The sequence below is a fragment of the Streptomyces sp. NPDC050549 genome, assembly GCF_040655035.1.
Classification (GTDB): Bacteria; Actinomycetota; Actinomycetes; order Streptomycetales; family Streptomycetaceae; genus Streptomyces.
On sequence record NZ_JBFAJD010000024.1, the window covers coordinates 122,372 to 143,418 of the forward strand.

The window sequence follows — 21,047 nt, forward strand, 5'->3', positions numbered from 1 at the left end:
CAACTCCCCTGAGGAGGGGCCATGCAGAGAAGACGGCTTGGACGAGCCCTCGGAACCCTTGCTGCTACATCCGCGATCCTCGCCATACCCATGGTCAGTGCGCAGGCGTACAACCCGACGGGCGGGACCCTCTACCAACTCGGCAGTGACGCCTGCCTGAAGGGGCGCGGCAACTGCGCGATCTATCCGAAGTCGGCGCAGCTGCCGAGCGGCCGGCTCGTCGCGTCCTTCGAGAAGTCGACGGTCGTGACGGCGTCGGGCAGCGCCGACGGACAGACCCTCCCGGTCTACAAGAGCGACGACCAGGGCACGAGCTGGCAGCCGCTGTCGGAGGTCAGGGCTCCGGCGTACCTCTCCAAGGATCCCCGGTACGCGAAGTACACGAGCAACTGGACCAACCCCTACCTCTACGTCCTTCCGCAGAAGGTCGGCAGCCTCAAGAAGGGCACGCTGCTGCTGGCGAGTGTCGTGTCGGGCGACGACTACTACTACAAGGATCAGAAGGCGGCCGACCCCACCTGGACGCCGAACAACGACGGGGACCGCAAGGACCTGGCGATCGCCCTGTATTCGAGCGGTGACGACGGCAAGACCTGGAAGGTGGTCAACGTCATCGCCACGGGTGGGTGGCAGGGCGGCAGCGCGGGCGCCATCGGCCGGAACATCGCGAGCGCCAACAAGGACAAGCAGGTCGACCCCCTGTGGGAGCCGTACCTGATGGTCTACAAGGGCAAGCTCGTCTGCTACTACTCCGACGAGAACGACTACACGGGCTTCGACCCGGTCACCGGTGTCGCGACTCCCGACCCCGCCAATGACACCGCCGCCGACTCGCACGGCCAGATCCTCGTCCACAAGACCTGGAACGGAGGCGACGGGAAGTGGAGCGACCCGGTCGTCGACATCTCCGGTGCCGTGCAGGACATGGGTGGCGGCAAGACGGAGATCGGTGGCGGACGGCCGGGCATGACCAATGTCGTCCCCACGACGGACGGCCGGTGGATGCTGACGTTCGAGTACTGGGGCGGCGGGGCCAACACCCGGTACGCGATCGCCGACGACCCGCTGAAGTTCTTCCGCGGCACCCAGACGGGCATGTCCGTCGGCTCGCTGCCCGTCGTCGCGGGTTCCCGCCCGCTCCCGGGCGGCGGCAGCCCGGTCGTCGTCCGGCTCCCCGACGGACGCCTGGTGTACAACGCGGCGGGCAGCGGCGATGTCTGGGTCAACAAGGGCGGGCGCAGCGACGGAGTGTGGACGGAGTACCAGACGACCTCTCCGGCCGGCTACAGCCGAAACCTCCAGTACGTCGACGGCACCGGCCGGGTCGCGATCCTCAACAACCAGGGCACGTCCACGATCGCCTACGCCGAGGTCGACCTCGGGCACTCGGACGGTGCCTACTACAAGCTGGTGAACCGCAAGACCGGCCAGGTGATCGGCACCGGCAACAGGACCAACGACGCCAACCTCGGCAACGGGAACGTGCCCGACGTGGTCCTGGAGGACACCGGCGCGGCAGCCGACCCGGACACCCAGTACTGGCACGTGGTGACCGAACCACAGGGCGGTACGACGCTCCTCAACAAGTCCGGCGGCAGGGCGGCCGCCATCTGGACAGGCAACGCCACGGCCGGCCAGAAGATCGGCCAGTGGGTCGACAACAGCGGCACCGGCAGCTGGAACCTCGTCAAGACCAGCGACGGCTTCTACCAACTGCAGTCCGTCAAGAACACGAGCCTGTACCTGACCGGCGCGACCGCCGGAGCGCAACTCACCCTGCAGACCGCGCTCACGGACGGTTCGCAGGACTGGAAGCTCGTCCAGTAGACGCCCGAGACAGGGCCTGGTCCCCATCGGCCAGGCCCGGCAGGGCACACCGAATCACCGATCAGCAGAAGGACGGCCGGTTGTGAACGCACCGCACGAGGACCGTGCGAACATCGACACCTACGTCATCGGAATCGATTACGGAACGCTGTCGGGGCGGGCGGTGGTGCGGGTCGCCGATGGCGCCGAGCTGGGCGTTGCCGAGCACCCGTACGCCGGCCATTCCTCTCCGCTATTCCCGTGTCACCGCATAACCGGCTACGGACGGCCACCGAACCGTAACCAACACGGATTCCTCTTCCGCGAACCAGGAATGGTCGACTCCGGGTCCCCACACGACATAATCCCCCTGCTTCTCCAGAAGAACACTGCGCTCCGGGAATTCCACCCGGAACCGGCCACTGACGAGTACCAGGAGCGCAGTCCGCTCGTCGCCTCTCACCCATTCCAGCCGTTCATCACTCTGCGGGTGAATTCCCCACTTGACCTCTACGGCGTCGGTATGACGAGGGTCGTCGGCGTCCTTGAAATGACCGAGGAGCCATCCGCTGTCCAGTGACGCATCCTTGCCCGCATTTCCCACATATATATTTCCGCTCATAAACCCAGACCTTATCAGCCATCATTTTCGATATGCGCGTAGGTCCGCACGCCGTACGCATCAGTGATGTCGATGGTGATGCTCGTCCACTCCTCGGCGGGTGCCTCGGGCACTACGGCCGTCCGGTACTCGGCCAGCGCCATCGGTTCCACGGCCAACCGGACTCCGGTAAGGCGCTCGGCCAGTGCGAACACCGCCGCCTTGAGATCGACACGGGAAGCATCGTCGTCCGTGAGGCCGAGACCGACCTCGCACATCAAGGAATTGAGCTCGTCCGGGGTGCTACCACTTCGGACCGTGGGCCATTCGAAACGGGTGCGCAACTCCCCGTTCTCGTACCAGTGGAAGAAGTGCATGGGCTTTCCCCCATTGCTCGAATGGGAGACGGCACGGGTCCCGGCCGAGAGGGTTTCCATGAAGCCGGGCGGCCATGAATCCCCACCGAGGGCCAGGGCGAGAGTCCAGGCGCCGTCCTCACCCGGGACAGCGCACGCTCCCGCGAGGACGTAGGGGCCGTCCCCGCCATCGGATTCTTCCAGGAGCTCCTGATGCCGCTCGATCAGTTCGTCGCCTCCTTCGCACACACCCCTCGGCTCGGCTCCCGCCAGCGCGAGAAACTGCTCAGGGGAGACTCCCCGCACCAGCGTCAGGACGTATCCACTCTCCAGCGCATAGCGGAACGGTGATGTCGCGGAACGTATCCAGCCGTAGTCGGCCGCGGTCGCTGTGGTCATGGAGTGCATGCTGCCAGCCGCCACTGACACCGGGCCGGCCCGATCGGTCCGACCGCCGATCCCCGATCGTGGGCGAACACCCTCGACCCGCCAGTAGGGTAGGGAAGCCGCGGCCTCCCCACCAACACCCGTTCCTGCCAAGGGACATGGGCCGCAGCGATCGAGTCGGTCTCACTGCGTGAGGATGAAACAACAGGTGCTGATAGCGGGCCGGTACCGGCTGCACGTCGCCATCGGACGCGGCGCGATGGGCGAGGTCTGGCAGGCGTACGACGAGGTGGGCGGCAGACCCGTGGCCGTCAAACTCCTGCACGCCCAGAACTCCGAACCCACCGCCGCCGCCCGCTTCCGTCTGGAGGCGCAGACGGCGGGCCGGCTCAGCCACCCCCATGTGGTCGGCGTTCTCGACTTCGGTGAGCAGGAGGGCCGGCTGTTCCTGGTGATGGAACTGGTCCAGGGCGACAGCCTCTCCCATGTGCTCGCCCAGGCGGGATCCCTGCCGGCCGAGCAGGTGGCCCGCATTGCCGCCCACTCGGCCGCCGGGATGGCCGCCGCGCACGAACAGGGCATCGTGCACCGGGACATCAAGCCCGGCAACCTTCTTCTCGACGCCGACGGGTCCGTGAAGATCGCCGACTTCGGTATCGCGCAGTTCATGAACGACCCCGGTGGCGCACTCACCGCGACCGGCCAGATCGTCGGGACGAGCCTGTACATCGCCCCCGAGCGTGCCCTCGGCCAGCCCGCCGGACCGCCGTCCGACGTCTACTCGCTCGGCTGTGTGCTCTACCAACTCCTCGTCGGACAGCCGCCGTTCCGCGCCGGCAGCGCCATCGCCGTACTCCATCACCATCTCGACACGGCCCCCGTACCACCACGGGAGCTGGGTGTCGGGCTGCCGCCCGCCTTCGAGAACTACCTGCTCGGGCTGCTCGCCAAGCGGCCCGAGGACCGTCCCACGGCGGGCCAGGCCGCCAACTGGTTCGCCGGCGGCGCCTGGAAAGGACATCCCGAGCCCCTCCCCGCGGCCGCACCGCCTCCCCGGCCGGCGCCACGTGCGACCCCTCGGGAGACGATCGGCGAGCCCAGGGCGAACACGGCTTCCGGTTCCGTGACCACGTACGCCTTCCCGACCTCCGCCGGCAGCACCGCTTCGGCGCATCGGACGCGGCGCCGGCCGCGCGAGGGGGTCCGCGCCACCGCCGGACGCCGGTCCCAGACATCGCGGACCTCGCGCACATCGCGGACGGTGAGCACCGTCGCCGCCGTGCTGATCTTCCTCGGGGCAGTGCTGGTCGGCGTGGCGCTGTTCTCCCCCGACCACAGTTCGGCGGACACACCGGAGACGAACCCGTCCAGCGCCGCGAGCCCCTGACGCACCGACCGGCCCGTACGAGTCAGCGCGCGGGCCGGTTGTCCTGTTCGAGCAGTCCCGGCTCCTCGATGCAGTCGAGCAGGAACGGCACCAATCCCCATTCCAGCAGGGCGAGTTCCCACTCCTCCTGTATCCAGCCGCCCTCGGCCGCTCCCTCGCCGGACGACGCGTCGTCCGCGCCCGGGCGGTCGTGGGCCGGTGCCTTCCAGGACCAGGCGAGGTCGCCCACGATCGCCCCGGCGGCCACGGCACCGACGATCAGTCCCGCCGTCATCACGCCGTCGCCGACGTAGGGCCGCCCGACAAAGGCCCGCAGCGCGAATCCGAGTGCCAGCAACGCGACCGCTACGACGGCCACGAAGGCAAGTACGGCCATCAGCCAGCCACCGCCCCGCTTCCCGGCCGCGGCCGGTGCGCCGGTGTCCCCACGGGCGTCCTGGCGGCCGCCGGCCTCCACATACTCGCGGTACTCGGCCGCGGCCGCCTCGGCGATCGCGGCCCGCTCCCGGAGCGCGCGCGTACGCAGGCACTCACGGTCGAGCTTCCCGCAGGACCGGCCAAGCGCCTCCCTGACCCGCCCGGAGTCCAGCGCCCGGCCCAGGAGCCGTTCGAAAGCCGCGCCGACGTCCAGCCCGGATGACCCTGGATCCTTCATGGATGTCCCCCGATGAATGAATGCCCGCGGCAGCGGGAGCCGACCGCGCACGTGTGAGCGGTCAGGGGAGGCGAGTGTAGTGGCTCCCGCCGACGGGACCATGAGAGGGCGTATAACCAGGGGCATCGGCCCAGCGCCCCTGCGGCCGACGGAACCAGTTGTTCGGAGCCCGACAGCAGGCTGACCGGCCAATGGCATGTCCCGCGGCCCACCGGCGCGGTGTCCGGGACTGGCGCCTCGGCCTGGTCCGGCTCCGGCATCGTCTCCCGCCGATGAGTTTTCTGCGGACGTGCGGTCTACCCGTGGACGAAAGGAGCGCACCATGCGCGAGATCATCGTTTGTACGTTTCTGACGCTGGACGGCGTCATGCAGGCGCCGGGGGGTCCGGACGAGGACGCGGAGAGCGGCTTCGAGCACGGGGGCTGGCAGAAACCGGTGGCCGACGACGAGGTCGGCGCGGCCATCGCCGGTTGGTACGAGGATTCCGACGCGATGCTGCTCGGCCGCAAGACGTACGAGATCTTCGCGTCGTACTGGCCGACCGCCGATCCAGGCAACCCGTTCACCGACCGGATGAACGGCATGCACAAGTACGTGGCGTCCCGGACCCTGACGTCCGTCGAGTGGCAGAACTCCACGCTGCTGCAGGGCGACACCGTCGATGCCGTACGTGAGTTGAAGGCGTCCGACGGCGGCGCCGTCAACGTCGTCGGCAGCGGAGACCTCGCCCAGACCCTCATGCGGCACGGACTCGTCGACGAGTACCGGCTGACCATCCATCCGGTGATCATCGGCACCGGCAAACGGCTGTTCGCCGACGGTGCGATCCCCACCGCGCTGGAACCGGTCAGCGTCTCGACGACGAAGGGCGGCACCGTCGTCGGCGTGTACCGGCCGAACGGCAGGCCCACATACGACAGCTACTAGTGGTGGGGAGTGGCCGCGGCGTCTGCCAAGAGACCGGGGCGGCCGGTCCAGTGAAGAGGCGGAGGAGCCCGGGCGAGATCCCGCCGGTGATCGACGCGGCCTGACGTCGAGGGCTTCTCACTGGCAGACCGACAGCCCTGCATCCACCACCCCGGCGAAGCCATACGGTCACAGCACTTGGCGGCGCGCGGTGCTCAGAAGCGCAGGCCGATCGCGGCGCAGGCCGTCGCGTACTTCGAGGTGCAGATGTCCTTGACCGAGTAGACGCCGTCCGCGATCACCGTGTCCTTGATGTTGTCCTTCGTGAAAGAGACGACCGGAACCAGCATCGCGGGGATCTTCTTCTCGGTCGGGCTGTCGACCGTGTCCCGGGTCAGCGCGTCGAACTGAATGTCGCGCCCCTGGACCTTGTACACCGCGATCTCCGCAGCGCGGGTGGCCTCGTCCGGGAACGTCTTGTACGCGGTCATGTACTGATCACCGGAGACGATCCGCTGCACCGCGTCCAGGTTCGCGTCCTGGCCGGTCACCGGTGGGTGAATCCGGCCCTCGGAGTGCGCAAACCTTTGCCGTCGACGTTTACCGACGAGGAGCGCCGTTGGCCGCCGTCGCTCAGGAAGGCGTCGAGCGGATGTTTCGATTCGGACAACTGCCGTGAGCACGCATATGTCAGCCGCGTCGGCCGTTCTCAGTCGTGTCGGACGTCTGGGTCGATGGGCTGCGAGGCCCAGATGACCTTGCCGTGCGCGGTGTAGCGGGTGCCCCAGCGGTCGGCGAGCTGGGCGACCAGGAACAGGCCGCGACCGCCCTCGTCGGTGTCGGCGGCATGGCGCAGGTGGGGTGCGGTGCTGCTGCCGTCGGAGACCTCGCAGATCAGGGTGCGGTCACGGAGGAGGCGTATCTGGATGGGGCCCTTGGCATGCCGGATGGCGTTGGAGACCAGCTCACTGAGGACGAGTTCGGTGGTGAAAGCGGCTTCGTCGAGCCCCCACTCGGACAGCTGCCGCAGGGCGGCGGCGCGGATGTCGGAGACGGCGGCGGGATCGTGCGGCACGTCCCAGCGCGCGATGTTCGCGGGCGGAAGGGCGCGGGTCCGGGCGACGAGCAGGGTGATGTCGTCGCTGCTGTGCGGGGTGGGGAGGGCGTCAAGGACGGCCCGGCACGTCTGCTCCGGGGTCCGGTCGGGGCGGGCCAGCGTCCGGTGCAGCAGGTCGAGGCTGTCGTCGATGTCCCGGTCGCGGTCCTCGATGAGCCCGTCGCTGTAGAGCACGAGCTGACTGCCCTCGGGCAGGTGCAGCTCGCCCGTTTCGAAGGGCAGACCGCCCAGGCCCAGGGGCGGGCCGGCGGGCAGGTCGGGAGTCTCCACCGTGCCGTCGGGGTGCACCACGACGGGCGGGTGATGGGCCGCGCGGGCCAGCGTGCAGGACTGGGAGACCGGGTCGTAGACGGCGTACAGGCAGGTGGCGCCGATGATCTCGGCATCGTCCGGTCCGCCGGTCCGGCTCCGGTCGAAGTCGATGACGAGGTCGTCGAGGCGGGCGAGGAGTTCGTCCGGTGCGAGGTCGAGGGTGGCGAAGCTGTGGACGGCGGTGCGCAGCCGGCCCATGGTGACCGCGGCGTGCAGGCCGTGGCCGACGACGTCACCCACGACGAGCGCGACGCGGGCCCCGGACAGCGGGATGACGTCGAACCAGTCGCCGCCCACGTCGGCCTGGGCGGGCAGGTAGCGGTGGGCGACCTCGACCGCGGTCTGTTCGGGAAGCTCCCGGGGCAGGAGGCTGCGCTGCAGGGTGAGCGCAGTGGCGCGTTCGCGGGTGTAGCGGCGGGCGTTGTCGAGGCACAGCGCGGCACGGGTGGCGAGCTCCGATGCCAGGGCCGCGTCGTCCTCCTCGTACGGTTCCGGCTGGGTCCGGCGGTAGAAACTGGCCACGCCCAGGGTGACGCCACGGGCGATCAGGGGCACGGTGATCAGTGAGTGGATGCCTTGCGCGAGGATCCGCTCGACGCGTTCGGGATCCTGCGCCTTCCAGCCCGGAGCGGCACGCAGGTCCGCCTCCAGTACGGCTCGGCCGGCGGCCAGGCAACGTGCCTGCGGAGTGGTGGCCAGGAAGCCGGCCACATGACCCACCGGGTACAGGGAGAGTCCCTCGTGGAACCCGTGCAGGGCGGTGCGGCGCAGCATGGTGCCCGCTTCGATCGCGCTGCCCGGTTCCTCCCCGCGCAGGACGGGCTCCGCCAGGTCCACCATGGCCAGGTCGGCGAGCTCGGGCACGGCCGCCCGGACGAGTTCCTCCGCGGTGCGGGTCACGTCCAGGGTGGTGCCTATGTGGGCGGCGGCCTCGATCAACAGCCTGAGCCGTCGCCGTGACGCCACCGCGAGACGACCGATTCCCTGTTCTCCCACGCTGATCAGCTGTACGCCCGCAGCGCGCCGGAAAGCTGCGGGGCCGGTGGCGTCGGCTATGTCGGGTGTACCGGCCATCGGGTACGACGCCGCGTCCGGAGGGGGCTGCCGCGGTGTCGGTGGGGTGCCGGCGCTCGTTCGCTCCGGCCTGCCGGGTTGCTGCGCCCCGTCGGTGTCGGGCGTACTCGACCTGATGTGCTGGAGCGGGCCGTCCGGGAAGAGGGCCTCGACGACGAATCCGGCCACCCCGGAGGGGGTCACCAGCGGTCTGCACAGCAGCGTGGCGGTCAGACCATGTCCCAGCGGTACCTCTACAGCGGCCCGGCGGCCCGCCCCGACGAGCTCGGCGGCCTTCTCACGCAGGATCGGCGAGGCCTCGTACCCGCCACCACCGCCGGGCAGCGCGCCGGGTGCCACCGGCGTTCCCGCGGATCGGGCCAGTGCGTGCACCTGCCGTGCGGCCGCCGCGTACGTCCGCAGCAGGGCGCGTTCGCGCTCGCTCGCCTGCTCCAGAATCCGGCGCTCGATCGCGTGGCCCGCTTCGCACATGAGGTATTCCACCTCGGGGGTCACATCCGCTACGTCGCACGCGAAGTCGATGACCCCTTCCAGGTGCCCGTCGAGGGGGTTGCAGATCGGCACGCTCACGCAGGCGTCGCGCTGGGTGTGCTCGGTGAAGTGCTCCGCGCCCAGGACGTGGCAGGGGCGCCGTTCGACCAGTGCCAGCCCGATGGCGTTGGTGCCGACCGCGTGTTCGGCGAAGCCGAACCCGGGGGCGTCGGATACGGCGTCGAGACGGCGGGCCAGGGACTCCTCACCGACGCGGCGCAGAAGTTTCCTCCCCTGGCTGTCCGCGAGCGACACCCGTGCCCGAGTGCCGGTGATCCGGGACTGCAGCCAGTCGAGCGTCGGCCCGGCCGCGCGGACCAAGGGGGCGTCCAGGTCGAGATCGGCCTCGTAGGGCGGGGCCCATCGGTCGGGGTTGATGGCCAGCACCTGACAGCGCTGCCACGAGCTCAGGATGGCACCGCGCGGGCCGCCCAGGACGATCTCACCGGACAGCAACCTCTCACGGGCCCGCGCCGTGACCAGGTCCGGGTCGCCCCAATCATCGGTCACCGGGATCACTTCCCCAAGCCGGCTGTGCAGGCCGTCTCGATGCACGTCCCCCACTGGGACACAACGCCACATTTCAATCTACTGCGGTGTCAATCCCCTCCGCATGCAGTGAGGCGCTGTCGCAGGTTGCGAGCCACCGTGACCACGAACAGCCGGAGCTTCTCACGTAACGACGGACGGAGCAGGCGGACCGAACACTTGACCACCCGTCCGGGAGCGGCACCTCAGCCCCAGCGCCGACGCTTCTGGTCCTCGCTGCGCCTGCTGCTCGACGTTCCGCTCCCGTGCAGCTGATGCGGGGTGAGCCGCTCGCTCTCGTCCCGCGCGTGTGGCACCTCGTCGGGTTCGCGCATCTCCCGGATCTCACGGGTCGGTCCGGATTCCGGCAGCCGGGGCTGCTCCTCCGGGCGCGGCGGCGCGGACTCCCGACGGCGGGACCGGATACCGAGCCGTACGGCCCAGACCAGGCCGATGACAAGGATCAAACCGGCGACCGCCGGAAAGACTCCGACGGCCGCCCCGCTCGACGCGGCCATTTCCGTGCTGAGTGCGTTCATCGGCGCCGGGTACCCCTGTGCGGCCGGGACAACCTCGCCCACCGCGGCATGTCCGCGACGCGTCGCGCCGAAGACAGGACGCCTGATCGGATCGTTTCAGGGAACCCGGCGGCCAGGAGGTTCAGTCATGGTGCCCATCCTGCTGGTATTGCTTCTGGTGCTGGTTCTCTTCGGCGCCGGTTTCGCCGTTCAGGTTCTCTGGTGGATCGCTCTGGTCGTACTCGTCCTCTGGCTCTTGGGATTCCTCGTGCGCGGCACGGGCGCGAGCGGATCTCGGGGCCGCTGGTACCGCTGGTAGTGCTCGACACGGCCCGCTCCCGGGTCGGGCATGGCCCAGGGGTCTGCTGGAGCGGGTTACGCCCGTTGCCGAAGTCGGCTCAGGCCCGGGCGCCCTTCTCGGCGGCGTCGAATCTGCGCACCTCATTGCGTATGCCCGGGCCCCACTTGGCGAGGAGGGCCGTGATCTCCGGTGTGGCCACATGCCGGTCGAGGGCCTCCTGGGACACCCACTGTTCGAACACGGTGACACTTCCGGTCGCCGCGTCCTCGACACAGAACGAGATCATCACGTTCCCCGGGTTCGCCGCGGCGAGTGGGTACGGCGTCGCCCGTGCCTCGGCGATGAACGTCTCGACGTCCTCGGCGGGGACACGGACCCGGCCGGCGATGATGACGGTCGTCCGGGCGTCGTCCTGGATCTCGTCCGGCGCATTCTTTGAAGTCGTGGGTTCTTCCTCGTCCCTCGTGCGCGGTCAGGCGGCGTACTGGTAGGCGGAGTAGGTGAGACAGCCCGTGTCGCCGCCCTGGTAGTACGTGGCCGGGACGGCGGGTGCGAGCGGCAGGCCTTTGCGGAGCCGTTCGACCAGGTCGGGGTCGGCGAGGAAGGCGCGGCCGAAGCTGATCAGGTCCGCGCCCAGGGCGAGCCAGTGGTCGGCGGCGGCCCGGTCGGTCTGCTTGGGGCCCATCGGCAGCACCGGGGCCCACGGGAGCACCGGGTTGACAACCAGGCTGCCCGGCCACGCGCGGCGCAGCCCGACGAGCACCCGCTCCTCGGCGGTCGCCTCAAGGTGCACGTGGGCGAGGCCGAAGCGGGCGAGTTCTGCGAGCAGTGCCGCGTAGAGTTCCGGCACCCCCGTCTCCTCGACGCCCCAGAAGGTGCCGCCGGGGGACAGCCCGGTCGCGGGACGGACCCCCCAGCCGCGTCCTCTCCGTTGGGACGCACTACGGAGATGCTGTTCGGGCGAGGACCTCGTTGCCCCCAGAAGCGCGTCGCCCAGGACGATCCGGGCGATGTCGTCGGGGTGGGCGGTCTCCCATGCCGGGGCGACCATCGCGCCGATGGCGTGACCGGCCACCGCCAACGGTGCGGTGCGGCCGGGTTCTTCGGGGGTCCCTTGCAGGTCATCGGCTACTGACCGAGCGTTTGGTCCGGTGATTCGTATTCGGTCCCGGGTCGGGTTCCGGACCGGTTCAGCGTGGCTTCGCCGGTGAGTCTGCGGGCCATGGAATCGATCATCGCTTCGGAGCGGCGGGGGCGGCGTCGGTGGTGCATGAGCCGGCCGATGCCGCGCCCGATGGGCCACCGTCTCCGTCTCGGAGTGATCGTGAATCCGCGGGCGCCGCGCGGGCGTTGGACGGAGTGGACGTCGATGCCGAGGCAGGGCCCGTGGTCGAAGGCGATGGTGCGGTAGCCCGCGTCCACCCACGCCTTCGTGAGGTGCGGATGGGCGGTGGCGATCCTCTCGCGCGTCGCGCAGACCGCACGGCGTGAGTCGACCGCTCCCGCGGAAGCGGACCGATGAAAGCCTCCCCGGTGCCCCGCGGACTCAGCGGGTGACCCGGAGCTTCGACTGGCCGTGCGGGAGCTGTTCCCAGTCCTCCATGAAGTGGGCCTTCAGGCCGTGTCGGTCGGCCAGCGCGACAAGGGTCTCGGTGCGGTAGTAGAAGTCCTCGCGCAGCACGTGGTGTTCCTCGCCCTCCGTGCGGTCGAAGGTGAAGTCGAACCAGCCGCCCGGTGCCAGGACACGGCCGACGTTGGCGAGGCATTCCTCGATGACCGGGAGCGGGGAGTGCGAGAACACGCTGTGCGCGTGGACGACGTCGAAGTGCGCGTCGGGCAGGAAGCGCAGGGTCAGGTCCTGTACGGGGGTGAGGGCGGGGAGCCGTTTCTGCAGGCCCATCTCGACGAGCGTGTCCTGCGCGGCGGCCAGGATGTCGGGCGAGATGTCGATGCCGTAGTAGTGCCCGGGGTCGAGGTGGCGGATGAAGCGCCAGCCGCCGCGCAGGTTTCCGCAGCCGATCTCCAGCATGCGGTGTTCGGGGCGCAGACCGTGGCCGAGGAGGTAGTCGAACTGCATCGCGCCCAGGGCGAGCCAGCGTTCACGGCTGGCGCTGCCGACCGCCGCGTCCGCGTCGGCCCGGGTGTCGGAGCGCATCACGGCGCGGTAGTAGGAGACGTGGTCCGGGTGGCGGTGGCGCAGCCAGGCGTCCCGGGTGGCACGGGCCAGGTGGCGGGGTACGCGGTCGGGGTGGCGCAGAGCGTAGGCGATGCGGTGGCCGAGAGCGGCACGGTTTGCGGTGAGGTTCTTGGTGGGCACGAGGTCGTCGCCTTCCGATCTCCGAGGTGGGTGACGGGTGTTGATGTAAGCCTCGGTGCGGCGGCCGGGTGTCCGGCTCGGTCAAGGGGCGCTGATCCGGGGGCGATTCGGGTGATCCGGATGTCAGCCGATCGGTTGATGCGCCGTCCCGTCCGTCGCGTTAGACACGGAGGATGGGACACACGGAACAACGGAGGACGGGGCACATCGGTCCGGAGGAGCGGCTGTTGCCCGCAGTGGTGCACGCCGCGTTCTTCCTGCTGCTCGGTTCCTCGTTCGTACGCTTCCTGACCCGCGACCAGGGCGGGGTGCGCACCGGCTGGGTCCTGGCGCTGTACGCGGCCTTCTGTCTGCTGTACGTCCTCGGGCAGTTCCTGGCGCCGGCGCCGCGCCCGGGTTCGGCGCCGACCGCGCGTCATCTCGGCTGGCTGGCCTCGGTGTTCGCCGTCTGGACCGTGCTGCTCGCCCTCGCGCCGGGTGCCACCTGGTGCGCGATGCCCCTGCTGTTCGGCGGCCTGTACGCGCTGCCCGCACGGTTCGCGGTGCCGCTGGCGACCGTACTGACCGCGCTCGTCGTCGCTTCCGAGGTACGGGTGGCCGACGGCACGCTCAACCCCAACATGGTCGTCGCGCCGCCGGCTCTCGCGGCGGTCGCCACGGCCGTGCTGGTGCAGTTGCAGCGGCAGGCGGTCCGCCAGCGCGTCCTGATCGACGACCTGGTCCGCACCCGCCGTGATCTCGCGGCCACCGAGCGGCGGGCCGGCGTCCTGGCGGAACGGCAGCGGCTGGCCACGGAGGTCCACGACACCGTCGCGCAGGGCCTGTCCAGCCAGCAGATGCTGTTGCAGGCCGCCGAGCGGGTGTGGGAGACCGACCCGGAAGCGGCCCGCGGGCACGTCCTCAAGGCCGCCGAGATCACCTCCCGCGGTCTCGCCGAGGCGCGCCGGTTCGTCCACGACCTGGCGCCGGCCGACCTCGTCGAGCACTCCCTGCCGGCGGCGCTGGGCGCGCTCGCCGAGCGGGAGAGCGGTCCGGGCCTGACGGTGGTGTTCCGGCTCGACGGCGATCCGGGTCCGCTGCCGGAGCCGGTCGCGGCGGCACTGTTGCGCATCGCCCAGGGCGCGTTGGCCAACGTACGCGAGCACGCTGACGCGACCCGGGCCGCGCTGACCCTGACCTGGCTGGACGACCAGATCTCCCTCGACGTCGCCGACAACGGCCGTGGTTTCCACGTCACCGCTCCCCCGGCCTCCGCGCCCGGCCGGTCGCGCGGACACGGACTGCCCGCGATGCGGATCCGGGCCCGGCAGTCGGGCGGCACGCTGAGTGTGGAGTCCGCCCCCGGCGAGGGAACGGTCGTGTCGGTCGCCGTGCCCGTCGTCCGCAGTCCCCATGAGGAGCTCGTCCCGTGAACACACCCGCACCCGTACGTCTGCTGCTGTGCGACGACCACGCCGTCGTACGGGCCGGGTTGCGCGCGCTGCTGTCCAGCGCCGACGGCATCGAGGTGGTCGGTGAGGCGGGCAGCGGCGAGGAGGCCCTCGCCCTGGCCGCCCGGGTCCGTCCCGACGTGGTGCTGATGGACCTCCAACTCGGCGACGGCATGGACGGGGTGACGGCCATCGGGAAACTGACCGCCGGCGGGGGCCCTCGTGTTCTCGTCCTCACCATGTTCGACACGGACGCAGACATCACCCGCGCCGTCGAGGCGGGCGCCACGGGGTACCTCCTCAAGGCCGAACGCCCCGAGGAACTGTTCACGGCGATCCACAGCGCCGCATCCGGTCGTACGGCACTCTCGGCACCGGTGGCCGACCGTCTCATGGCCCGGATGCGCAACCCGCACCCCACCCTGTCCGAGCGCGAGCGCGAGATCCTCGGCCAGCTGGCCCGCGGCCTGGGCAACCGGGACATCGCCCGGGCCCTCTTCATCAGCGAGGCGACGGTCAAGACTCATCTGGGGCGGATCTACGGCAAGTTGGGGGTGGAGACGCGGGCGGGTGCGGTCGCCGTCGCCAAGGAACGACGGCTGCTGTCGTAAGCCCGCCGGCAGTTCTGGATCTCTTCGCTGTGCTCGGCGCCTGCACGCGAGTCGGCCGGGCGCCGGGTCATCCTGAGGGTGGCCCTGACCGTCGGCGCGCGCAGTCTCCTCTGCTACCGGCGACTCGCCCGGCCGCTCCGAAGCCGGCCGTCGCAGTCCCTCCCGGCATCAGTCGGCAGTCCACTCGCTGCGCAGAATCGCATGTGCCAGCAGCAGCCGCTCGGCCTCCCGGCTGATGCCTGCACCCACCACGCCCGTCCCGGCCAAGTGGATCCGATCTCCACCTGCCGGCGGGCGATCGTAGGGCAACTTGGCGAAGACCTCGTCGTCCGACGCGGCCCACAGCCCCTCGGCGTGCTCAAGGGACAGTGGTTCCAGACGGACGCGCGAGCCGGACATGGTGAGCGGGCGCCGAGGAAACACTCCGGGAGTCTGCCAGCTGTCGACACCCGCACCAGGCGCTACGGCGCACCGAATCGGCCATGCAGCGGACCCTGCGGGTGGCCGACGTCGTCGACGCGCTCCGGTCAGGTACCTCGGTCCCGGTGACGGAGCGGATCAGGCTGAGAGTCGAACCGGCGACAGCCGCCCGGGAGTACCGCGAGGCGACGGAACCGCTGCTCGATCTGCGCGGCGCGGGCGGATTCGCGGACGACAACCCACTGCGGCGCTCCTGGCACGATGTAGCCGTCGGCACGCGGCGCCCTTGCTTCCCGCCGTACCCCTGCCCGTGTGATCCGGAGTTGTCCCCGAGCTGTCGACGGACCGGACAGGCACCCCTGGTTGTTTGAAGCGGGCCCAGCCCGGTAGTCCGAAGGGGGCGGCCGGCTGCCCGGCCGCTCCAGGGAGGGTTCGGCAGTGAGCCCGCCACCGGCCGCCCCGGGAGCAGTCCCGAGGGGCGGCCGGCCTCCGCTCCGGCACGCTAGGCGGCGTCGGCGAGCACCCTCTCGCGCACGGCGGCGCAGGAGTTGCTGATCAGCCGGGAGACGTGCATCTGGGAGACACCGAGTTGTTCCGCTATGCGGCTCTGCGTCATCCCCCGGAAGAAGCGCAGGTAGAGGATGGTGCGTTCACGTTCGGGCAGGGTGCGCAGGGCCGGCTTGACGGCCTCCCGGTCGACGACAAGGTCGAATCCCGCGTCCCACTCCCCCAGCAGGCCGGCGAGCGCCACCCCTGCGTCCTCCCCCGGCGTCTCGGCGTCGAGAGAGAGGGCGGCGTAGCTGTCCAGGGCCTCCAGACCGGCGCGTACGTCCTCCTCGCTCAGCTGCGCGTACACGGCGATCTCGGCGATGCCGGGGCGCCGCTCCGCACCCGTCGAGGACAGGTCCTGGAGGGCGACGCGCACCCTGTTGCGGAGTTCCTGGACGCGCCGTGGGACATGCAGGGCCCACATGTGGTCGCGGAAGTGTCGCTTGATCTCGCCGGTGACGGTCGGGACGGCATAGCTCTCGAAAGCGTGACCGCGATCGGGGTCGTAGCCGTCGACGGCCTTGACGAGGCCGAGCGCGGCAACCTGGCGCAGGTCCTCGAAGGGTTCGCCCTTCCCCCGGTAGCGGCCGGCGATACGTTCCGACATGGGCAGCCAGGCCTGGACGAGTTCGTCGCGCAGGGCGCCCCGTTCCGGTCCGTCCGGCAGGTGCGAAAGGCGTGCGAAGGCGGCGGCGGTGCACGGTGCGTCGTCGTGCGGATGGCGCTTCCTGGTGACTGTGTCCATGGTGCTCACGACTCCCTCCAGGGGCTGTCGACCGGACGGTCCCCATGGGAGCGAGCACGCACTGAGCAGGCGAAACACACCCGCGATCCGGCGTACACCGGCTCCCACGGACGTGCCTCCTGTCCGAAGCACTCATCTCTGCGCCTTCCCGCACCGCACGTGCCGAAACAGACGCGCGCCTACGACGGCGCCGAGCCGGTCGACCGCGGCTGTCCGTCACGCTGGGCGTCGTGCTGTGCGAGGGCGGAGAGCAGCGCTTCGACCGTCATACCGGCCTCGGCCGGGTGCCGCAGGATGGTTCCCGGCACGATGCGGTACGCATTGGTCCGCCCCTCCCGGGTGTGGGTGAGATAGCCGGCTTCCTCCAGATCGGAAATGATCTTCTGGACTGCCCTCTCGGTGAGCCGGCACCGTGCGGCGATGTCCCGGATGCGGGTGCGGTGATCCTCGGCGATCGCGGCAAGCACCCGGGCATGGCTGGTGAGGAAGGTCCATCCTGCGTGCGTCTCTACTACTCCACCCATGCAGCCCAGCATAGGGCGTGATGTTCACGCATCCAAAGACACGAAATAAATTTCATGTATCTCTTGACGCCCTTCATACGCCGAATGAGACTTGTACCGGCAGAGGACGGACGAGCGCTTCGGGAGCGACGCCATGCCGGAACACGAGCCTCCCGCTCGGCCCACGGGCAGCAGCCCAGTCGCCTGTGCAACATCGCGTGTCCCAGCGGGGGTCGAACCGTCGGCCTTCCTGCAGGTCGTGACATGCCCGGCCGGGGGCCGGACGGTCGTGACGGTCTCCGGAGAGATCGACATCGATACGGAACAGACGATGCAACGCGCCCTGCGTCTGGCACTGGCCCGGTCGTCCCAAGGCGTGGATGTCGACCTGGCCGAGGTCGTCTTCTGCGACTGTTCCGGACTCAACGCCCTGCTGCGCGTACGCCGAATCGCCCTGGCGGACGGCAAGACAGTCGCTGTCCGGACCGCGAGCCCAGGGGTCGAGCGACTGTTCGCCCTGACCGACACGTCGTCGCTTTTCACCCCCGCCCGTGCCCCCGCCGACGGGGTGATCGTCCACGACTGGCACGAACATTCCGCTGCGACGCACGACCGTATGGAGGAGAACGAGGTGTCCGACGAGGCCGAGGAACTGCGCCTCGAAGTCGTCCAGCTCAAGCGCGCCATGGCGACCCGGCCGGTCATCGACCTGGCCCGTGGAGTCCTGATGGCCTCTTTCGGCCTCAGTCCCGAGGACGCCTGGAGTGTCCTGGTCGACGTCTCGCAGCACACGAACACCAAACTCCACAGGCTTGCCGAGGAACTCGTCGACTCGGTCAACGGGCCACCGCTGCCCGACCACGTGAAGCAACGGATCTCCACGGCCGTCGCCGAGGTCTCACGCCCGGCGTAGGACGAACCCTCGGAAAGGAGCGACGCGATACCTGCAGGATCGAGCAAGAAGCGGGAACGGCAGTACGAGCACATAAAAGAGAGTGCCGAGAGGCGGGGTTAGTCCACGCGCCGGGCGAAGGAGATCGCCACGCGGACAGTGAACAAGGAGCGCGCCCGCTCCGGCGAGGCTAAGGCTGCCGGCAAGACCGTCACGCGTGATCCGAAGTCCGCTTCCCAACGGGGCGGGCGGCGCTCACACAGCGGTGCCGAGGGGCCCACGAAGGACCAGCTCTACGCGGAGGCGAAGAAGCGCAACATCCACTGTCGCTCCTCCATGTACAAGCGGCAGTTGCAGAAGTCCCTCGGCCGCTGACCACGACGCCCACGTCCCGCATCCGCGGGTGGCCGTAGCTCGCGGCGCGGCGGCCCAGTCCGCCCGGACCCGGCAGCTGCGGACGGTGGAAACGGCATGGCGTTCCGCCTCCGAAGGACCAGGTCACTCCATGTCGGCGAAGACGCTGGAGTCCAGCCGTCCGAGGAGGTCGGCCGGGTCCCGGTACACCGCGCGAGCGCCGGCGGTCTCCAGGTCCGCCCGCGGGATGCCGCCGGACAGCACCGCTACCGGGAGCACTCCGTCCCGTACCGCCGCCTTCATGTCCCAGACGGTGTCACCCACGAACACGGCCTGTTCACTCGATACTCCCGCGAGTTCCCTGGCCTGCCGGACGGGGTCGGGTGCCGGTTTGCCGTCGGCGACGTCGTCCGCGCTGGCCGCCCCGAGGATGACGTCGTCCGCGTCGATGGCACGCCGCAGCGCGGACAGTTCCGCGCCGCTCGCCGAGGTCGCCAGGACGATCGTCCAGCCCCGCCCGTTCAGGGCGCGCAGCAGGTCGCCCGCCGCTTCGAGCGCGGGAAGCCGCTCGAAGTACGTGGCGTACAGGGCGTGATGGGCGGCGGTGAGCTGCTCGTCCTCGTCGGGATCGCGGTCGCCGCCACCGTCGCTGTCACCGAGCAGGTGGTCCAGCAGGTCGCCGCCGCTGAGGCCCACGGCCCGGTGGATGTCCCGCATGGGGACCTGGTGGCCAGCCTGCCGGAGCGCCTCCCACCAGGTGACGACGTGCAGGTGGTTGGTGTCGACGAGCGTCCCGTCGACATCGAAGATCGCGGCGCGTTTCGTGGTCATCGCGCGCTCACAACTCTCGGAGGGCGGGGAGCAGTTTCTGCTCGGCCCATTCCAGGTAGGGCTCCTGGTGCTCGCCGCCGATCTGGACCAGGGCGACCTCGGTGAACCCCGCGTCGGCGTAAGGGCGTACGGCCTCCACGACCGCCTGCACGTCGTCGCCGCAGGGAATCGACTCGGCGACGTCCTCCGGGCGTACGAACTGCGTGGCACCCTCGAACGCGGCAGGCCCGGGGAGTTCGGAGTTGACCGGCCAGCCGCCGCCGAACCAGCGGAACTGGTCGTGGGCGCGGGCGATCGCCGCGTCACGGTCGGTGTCGTAGCAGATGGGCAGTTGACCAACCTTGGGCTTGCCCGTGCCGCCGTGGTCCTCGAAGGCGGAGATCAGTTCCGGGCGGGGTTCCGTCGCGATGAGCAAGTCGGCCAGCCGGCCCGCGAGTTGGCAGGAGCGGTCGCCGGAGACGGCGACACCTATCGGCGGGGGCGTCTCGGGCAGATCCCACAACCTGGCGTTCGCTGCGTCGAAGTGGGCGCCGTGGTGGTTGACGTTCTCGCCCGCGAAGAGGGCGCGGATGATCTCCACGGCCTCCTCCAGCTTCTCCAGGCGGACGTGCGCGGCGGGCCAACCACCGTCCACCACATGCTCGTTGAGGTTCTCACCGGAGCCCAGTCCCAGACGGAACCGTCCCTGGGAGAGCAGTTGCATCGTGGCGGCCTTCTGGGCGACGACGGCCGGGTGGTAGCGGGTCGTCGGGCACGTCACGTAGGTCATGAGGGGGATGCGTTCGGTGGCCTGCGCGGCGGCGCCGAGCACGCTCCACGCGTAGGAGGCGTGGCCCTGGGACTCCAGCCAGGGGAAGTAATGGTCGGACGTGACGGAGAAGTCGAAGCCGGCGCGCTCGGCGCCGACCACATGGCCGACGAGTTCTCGTGGACCCGCCTGCTCGGTCATCATCGTGTACCCGATCTGCACCATGTCGCTCATCTCCTCGTGGGTCGGAATCTCGCGAGGACTGCTTCCTGTCCCGTCACCGCTTCGTCGTGAGCCGCAGGTCGACCTCCTTCTCCTGGTCTCCCGACGCGGCACCCCAGTGGTCCACGGCGAACGCCGTGCTGAGGGCTTCGAACAGTTGGTCCACGGCGGCGTAGGCGCCCTGGAGCGTGGCGGAGACCGAGCCGGCCAGCGGAACGGAGTCGGTCGGGATCCGCTCCCGCGCCGGTTCGAACTCCGCGGTCCACACCGGGGAGTGGTCGCCCGGCTGCTCCTGGGGCATGTCGTGGGAGGACCGGTCCGTCGGGAACGCCGTGCGCAGGACCTCGAAAACAGTGGTGGCGTCCTCCTTGGACGCTCCGGTGAGGGACACGGTGACCATCAGACTCACTCTCCTCAAACTTGAATACGGCGGGACATGAGAAATCGGAGGCACCCGTTCACGGGTGGCGACGGCACACGGCCGGCGGATCCCGCCTCGGCTCCCCGGCGGGCGGGGCGTCAACCCGTCGATTCGTCGGGGACGGGATGCCCCGGACGCGCACTGCCGGAATGCGCGGCGCCGCTCCGCCCGGTGCCGGCCTCGTCCATGTCGGGAATCCCCGGCTCGGGGTTCTGCGGATCACGGCCCTCAGGCTCGCGCTCCTCCTCGGCGCCGGCCTGCTGGTCGGGCAGGTCCCTCGGTATCGGCTTCGGCTTCGGCCCCCCTGTGTTTCCTAGGGCCTCCGGGCCACGCTCGCTCATGGCGTTCTCGCTTCCTCGCGCGGGATGGGTGTCGGACGCGGGTACCCCGACGGCCGACGATGATGCGGACCCCGGCGGTCCGGAACCCTGGGGTCCCGGACCGGGCAGGGCGAAGGGCGGGCACCGGCAGCACGCCGGATGCACCCCCCCATGGACAAAGATAGAAGGTGAGGGTAGGTGGTG

General features: G+C 70.0%; 21 protein-coding genes and 4 pseudogenes. 9 read left to right on the plus strand and 16 right to left on the minus strand.

The window, feature by feature from the left end; translation table 11 throughout:
* The first annotated feature begins 21 nt into the window (after positions 1 to 21).
* Positions 22 to 1,827: an RICIN domain-containing protein gene (locus tag AB0I51_RS30445; protein ID WP_362980584.1), complete on the plus strand. Its 1,806-nt coding sequence runs from the start codon at positions 22 to 24 to the stop codon at positions 1,825 to 1,827.
* A 232-nt stretch (positions 1,828 to 2,059) separates the two neighbouring features.
* Here the strand turns inward: AB0I51_RS30445 and AB0I51_RS30450 are convergent, their stop codons facing one another.
* Together AB0I51_RS30450 and AB0I51_RS30455 are read right to left on the minus strand one after the other, a co-directional pair.
* Positions 2,060 to 2,428, minus strand: a complete 369-nt coding sequence (locus AB0I51_RS30450) for a signal peptidase I (RefSeq protein ID WP_362980635.1) — start codon at positions 2,426 to 2,428, stop codon at positions 2,060 to 2,062.
* Between the two features lie 14 nt (positions 2,429 to 2,442).
* Positions 2,443 to 3,162: a DUF6461 domain-containing protein gene (locus AB0I51_RS30455; RefSeq protein WP_362980586.1), complete on the minus strand. Its 720-nt coding sequence runs from the start codon at positions 3,160 to 3,162 to the stop codon at positions 2,443 to 2,445.
* A 196-nt stretch (positions 3,163 to 3,358) separates the two neighbouring features.
* Between AB0I51_RS30455 and AB0I51_RS30460 the strand changes: the two genes are divergently transcribed.
* The gene (locus AB0I51_RS30460; protein ID WP_362980637.1) at positions 3,359 to 4,537 is read left to right on the plus strand and encodes a serine/threonine-protein kinase; all 1,179 of its coding nucleotides are present in this window, start codon (positions 3,359 to 3,361) and stop codon (positions 4,535 to 4,537) included.
* A 22-nt stretch (positions 4,538 to 4,559) separates the two neighbouring features.
* Here AB0I51_RS30460 and AB0I51_RS30465 read toward each other — a convergent pair whose 3' ends face one another.
* Positions 4,560 to 5,192, minus strand: a complete 633-nt coding sequence (locus tag AB0I51_RS30465; protein WP_362980588.1) for a hypothetical protein — start codon at positions 5,190 to 5,192, stop codon at positions 4,560 to 4,562.
* 322 nt (positions 5,193 to 5,514) lie between these two features.
* On the opposite strand from AB0I51_RS30465, the gene AB0I51_RS30470 reads away from it, so the two are divergent.
* Positions 5,515 to 6,120 (plus strand): dihydrofolate reductase family protein, encoded by a 606-nt coding sequence (locus AB0I51_RS30470; RefSeq protein ID WP_362980590.1) that lies wholly within the window; start codon positions 5,515 to 5,517, stop codon positions 6,118 to 6,120.
* Positions 6,121 to 6,314: 194 nt separating this feature from the next.
* On the opposite strand, the pseudogene AB0I51_RS30475 reads toward AB0I51_RS30470, so the two are convergent.
* The 3 genes and pseudogenes from AB0I51_RS30475 to AB0I51_RS30485 form a co-directional block, all read right to left on the minus strand.
* Positions 6,315 to 6,656, minus strand: a pseudogene (locus tag AB0I51_RS30475) (ABC transporter substrate-binding protein); the annotation flags it as partial.
* A gap of 152 nt (positions 6,657 to 6,808) precedes the next feature.
* Positions 6,809 to 9,643, minus strand: a complete 2,835-nt coding sequence (locus AB0I51_RS30480; protein WP_362980592.1) for a SpoIIE family protein phosphatase — start codon at positions 9,641 to 9,643, stop codon at positions 6,809 to 6,811.
* Between the two features lie 224 nt (positions 9,644 to 9,867).
* Complete coding sequence (locus AB0I51_RS30485) at positions 9,868 to 10,200, minus strand: DUF6479 family protein (protein ID WP_362980594.1); 333 nt, start codon at positions 10,198 to 10,200, stop codon at positions 9,868 to 9,870.
* A gap of 127 nt (positions 10,201 to 10,327) precedes the next feature.
* Here AB0I51_RS30485 and AB0I51_RS30490 point away from each other — a divergent pair, with 127 nt between their 5' ends.
* A complete protein-coding gene (locus AB0I51_RS30490) occupies positions 10,328 to 10,498 on the plus strand; it encodes a hydrophobic protein (RefSeq protein ID WP_362980596.1) in 171 nt (56 codons plus the stop codon).
* A gap of 79 nt (positions 10,499 to 10,577) precedes the next feature.
* Here AB0I51_RS30490 and AB0I51_RS30495 read toward each other — a convergent pair whose 3' ends face one another.
* The 3 genes and pseudogenes from AB0I51_RS30495 to AB0I51_RS30505 form a co-directional block, all read right to left on the minus strand.
* Positions 10,578 to 10,898 (minus strand): antibiotic biosynthesis monooxygenase, encoded by a 321-nt coding sequence (locus tag AB0I51_RS30495; protein ID WP_362980639.1) that lies wholly within the window; start codon positions 10,896 to 10,898, stop codon positions 10,578 to 10,580.
* Positions 10,899 to 10,952: 54 nt separating this feature from the next.
* Positions 10,953 to 11,372: pseudogene (locus AB0I51_RS30500) on the minus strand (alkene reductase); the annotation flags it as partial.
* Between the two features lie 654 nt (positions 11,373 to 12,026).
* Positions 12,027 to 12,797 (minus strand): class I SAM-dependent methyltransferase, encoded by a 771-nt coding sequence (locus AB0I51_RS30505; protein ID WP_362980598.1) that lies wholly within the window; start codon positions 12,795 to 12,797, stop codon positions 12,027 to 12,029.
* 173 nt (positions 12,798 to 12,970) lie between these two features.
* On the opposite strand from AB0I51_RS30505, the gene AB0I51_RS30510 reads away from it, so the two are divergent.
* Positions 12,971 to 14,209 carry a sensor histidine kinase gene (locus tag AB0I51_RS30510; RefSeq protein WP_362980600.1) on the plus strand — a complete coding sequence of 413 codons (1,239 nt, stop codon included), beginning with the start codon at positions 12,971 to 12,973 and terminating at the stop codon, positions 14,207 to 14,209.
* Positions 14,206 to 14,838 carry a response regulator transcription factor gene (locus AB0I51_RS30515; protein WP_362980602.1) on the plus strand — a complete coding sequence of 211 codons (633 nt, stop codon included), beginning with the start codon at positions 14,206 to 14,208 and terminating at the stop codon, positions 14,836 to 14,838. The genes AB0I51_RS30510 and AB0I51_RS30515 overlap by 4 nt, the downstream gene beginning before the upstream one ends.
* Positions 14,839 to 15,006: 168 nt before the next feature.
* On the opposite strand, the gene AB0I51_RS30520 is transcribed toward AB0I51_RS30515, so the two are convergent.
* On the minus strand, positions 15,007 to 15,261 hold the full coding sequence (locus AB0I51_RS30520; protein ID WP_362980604.1) for a hypothetical protein: 255 nt from the start codon (positions 15,259 to 15,261) through the stop codon (positions 15,007 to 15,009).
* 56 nt (positions 15,262 to 15,317) lie between these two features.
* Between AB0I51_RS30520 and AB0I51_RS30525 the strand changes: the two are divergent.
* Positions 15,318 to 15,629 (plus strand): annotated as a pseudogene (locus AB0I51_RS30525) (hypothetical protein); the annotation flags it as partial.
* A gap of 131 nt (positions 15,630 to 15,760) precedes the next feature.
* Here the strand turns inward: AB0I51_RS30525 and AB0I51_RS30530 are convergent.
* The gene (locus AB0I51_RS30530; protein ID WP_362980606.1) at positions 15,761 to 16,552 is read right to left on the minus strand and encodes a SigB/SigF/SigG family RNA polymerase sigma factor; all 792 of its coding nucleotides are present in this window, start codon (positions 16,550 to 16,552) and stop codon (positions 15,761 to 15,763) included.
* A 179-nt stretch (positions 16,553 to 16,731) separates the two neighbouring features.
* Complete coding sequence (locus AB0I51_RS30535; protein WP_362980608.1) at positions 16,732 to 17,076, minus strand: winged helix-turn-helix domain-containing protein; 345 nt, start codon at positions 17,074 to 17,076, stop codon at positions 16,732 to 16,734.
* 268 nt (positions 17,077 to 17,344) lie between these two features.
* Here AB0I51_RS30535 and AB0I51_RS30540 point away from each other — a divergent pair, with 268 nt between their 5' ends.
* Positions 17,345 to 17,968: an ANTAR domain-containing protein gene (locus AB0I51_RS30540; protein ID WP_362980610.1), complete on the plus strand. Its 624-nt coding sequence runs from the start codon at positions 17,345 to 17,347 to the stop codon at positions 17,966 to 17,968.
* Between the two features lie 27 nt (positions 17,969 to 17,995).
* A pseudogene (locus AB0I51_RS30545) lies at positions 17,996 to 18,322 on the plus strand (plasmid stabilization protein).
* A 123-nt stretch (positions 18,323 to 18,445) separates the two neighbouring features.
* On the opposite strand, the gene AB0I51_RS30550 reads toward AB0I51_RS30545, so the two are convergent.
* The 4 genes from AB0I51_RS30550 to AB0I51_RS30565 form a co-directional block, all read right to left on the minus strand.
* Positions 18,446 to 19,132, minus strand: coding sequence for an HAD family hydrolase (locus AB0I51_RS30550; RefSeq protein WP_362980612.1), 687 nt, complete (start codon positions 19,130 to 19,132; stop codon positions 18,446 to 18,448).
* A 7-nt stretch (positions 19,133 to 19,139) separates the two neighbouring features.
* Complete coding sequence (locus AB0I51_RS30555; RefSeq protein WP_362980614.1) at positions 19,140 to 20,105, minus strand: LLM class F420-dependent oxidoreductase; 966 nt, start codon at positions 20,103 to 20,105, stop codon at positions 19,140 to 19,142.
* Positions 20,106 to 20,157: 52 nt separating this feature from the next.
* The gene (locus tag AB0I51_RS30560; protein WP_362980616.1) at positions 20,158 to 20,502 is read right to left on the minus strand and encodes a hypothetical protein; all 345 of its coding nucleotides are present in this window, start codon (positions 20,500 to 20,502) and stop codon (positions 20,158 to 20,160) included.
* A gap of 119 nt (positions 20,503 to 20,621) precedes the next feature.
* Positions 20,622 to 20,864: a hypothetical protein gene (locus tag AB0I51_RS30565; RefSeq protein WP_362980618.1), complete on the minus strand. Its 243-nt coding sequence runs from the start codon at positions 20,862 to 20,864 to the stop codon at positions 20,622 to 20,624.
* Positions 20,865 to 21,047: the final 183 nt, after the last annotated feature.

Excerpts from the sequence above, each read along its gene's own strand:
- AB0I51_RS30445 (WP_362980584.1), top strand. The coding sequence starts at position 22 with ATGCAGAGAAGACGGCTTGGACGAGCCCTCGGAACCCTTGCTGCTACA.
- AB0I51_RS30450 (WP_362980635.1), bottom strand. The coding sequence starts at position 2,428 with ATGAGCGGAAATATATATGTGGGAAATGCGGGCAAGGATGCGTCACTG.
- AB0I51_RS30455 (WP_362980586.1), bottom strand. The coding sequence starts at position 3,162 with ATGACCACAGCGACCGCGGCCGACTACGGCTGGATACGTTCCGCGACA.
- AB0I51_RS30465 (WP_362980588.1), bottom strand. The coding sequence starts at position 5,192 with ATGAAGGATCCAGGGTCATCCGGGCTGGACGTCGGCGCGGCTTTCGAA.
- AB0I51_RS30470 (WP_362980590.1), top strand. The coding sequence starts at position 5,515 with ATGCGCGAGATCATCGTTTGTACGTTTCTGACGCTGGACGGCGTCATG.
- AB0I51_RS30485 (WP_362980594.1), bottom strand. The coding sequence starts at position 10,200 with ATGAACGCACTCAGCACGGAAATGGCCGCGTCGAGCGGGGCGGCCGTC.
- AB0I51_RS30490 (WP_362980596.1), top strand. The coding sequence starts at position 10,328 with ATGGTGCCCATCCTGCTGGTATTGCTTCTGGTGCTGGTTCTCTTCGGC.
- AB0I51_RS30510 (WP_362980600.1), top strand. The coding sequence starts at position 12,971 with ATGGGACACACGGAACAACGGAGGACGGGGCACATCGGTCCGGAGGAG.
- AB0I51_RS30530 (WP_362980606.1), bottom strand. The coding sequence starts at position 16,552 with ATGGACACAGTCACCAGGAAGCGCCATCCGCACGACGACGCACCGTGC.
- AB0I51_RS30535 (WP_362980608.1), bottom strand. The coding sequence starts at position 17,076 with ATGGGTGGAGTAGTAGAGACGCACGCAGGATGGACCTTCCTCACCAGC.
- AB0I51_RS30550 (WP_362980612.1), bottom strand. The coding sequence starts at position 19,132 with ATGACCACGAAACGCGCCGCGATCTTCGATGTCGACGGGACGCTCGTC.
- AB0I51_RS30555 (WP_362980614.1), bottom strand. The coding sequence starts at position 20,105 with ATGGTGCAGATCGGGTACACGATGATGACCGAGCAGGCGGGTCCACGA.
- AB0I51_RS30560 (WP_362980616.1), bottom strand. The coding sequence starts at position 20,502 with ATGGTCACCGTGTCCCTCACCGGAGCGTCCAAGGAGGACGCCACCACT.
- AB0I51_RS30565 (WP_362980618.1), bottom strand. The coding sequence starts at position 20,864 with ATGAGCGAGCGTGGCCCGGAGGCCCTAGGAAACACAGGGGGGCCGAAG.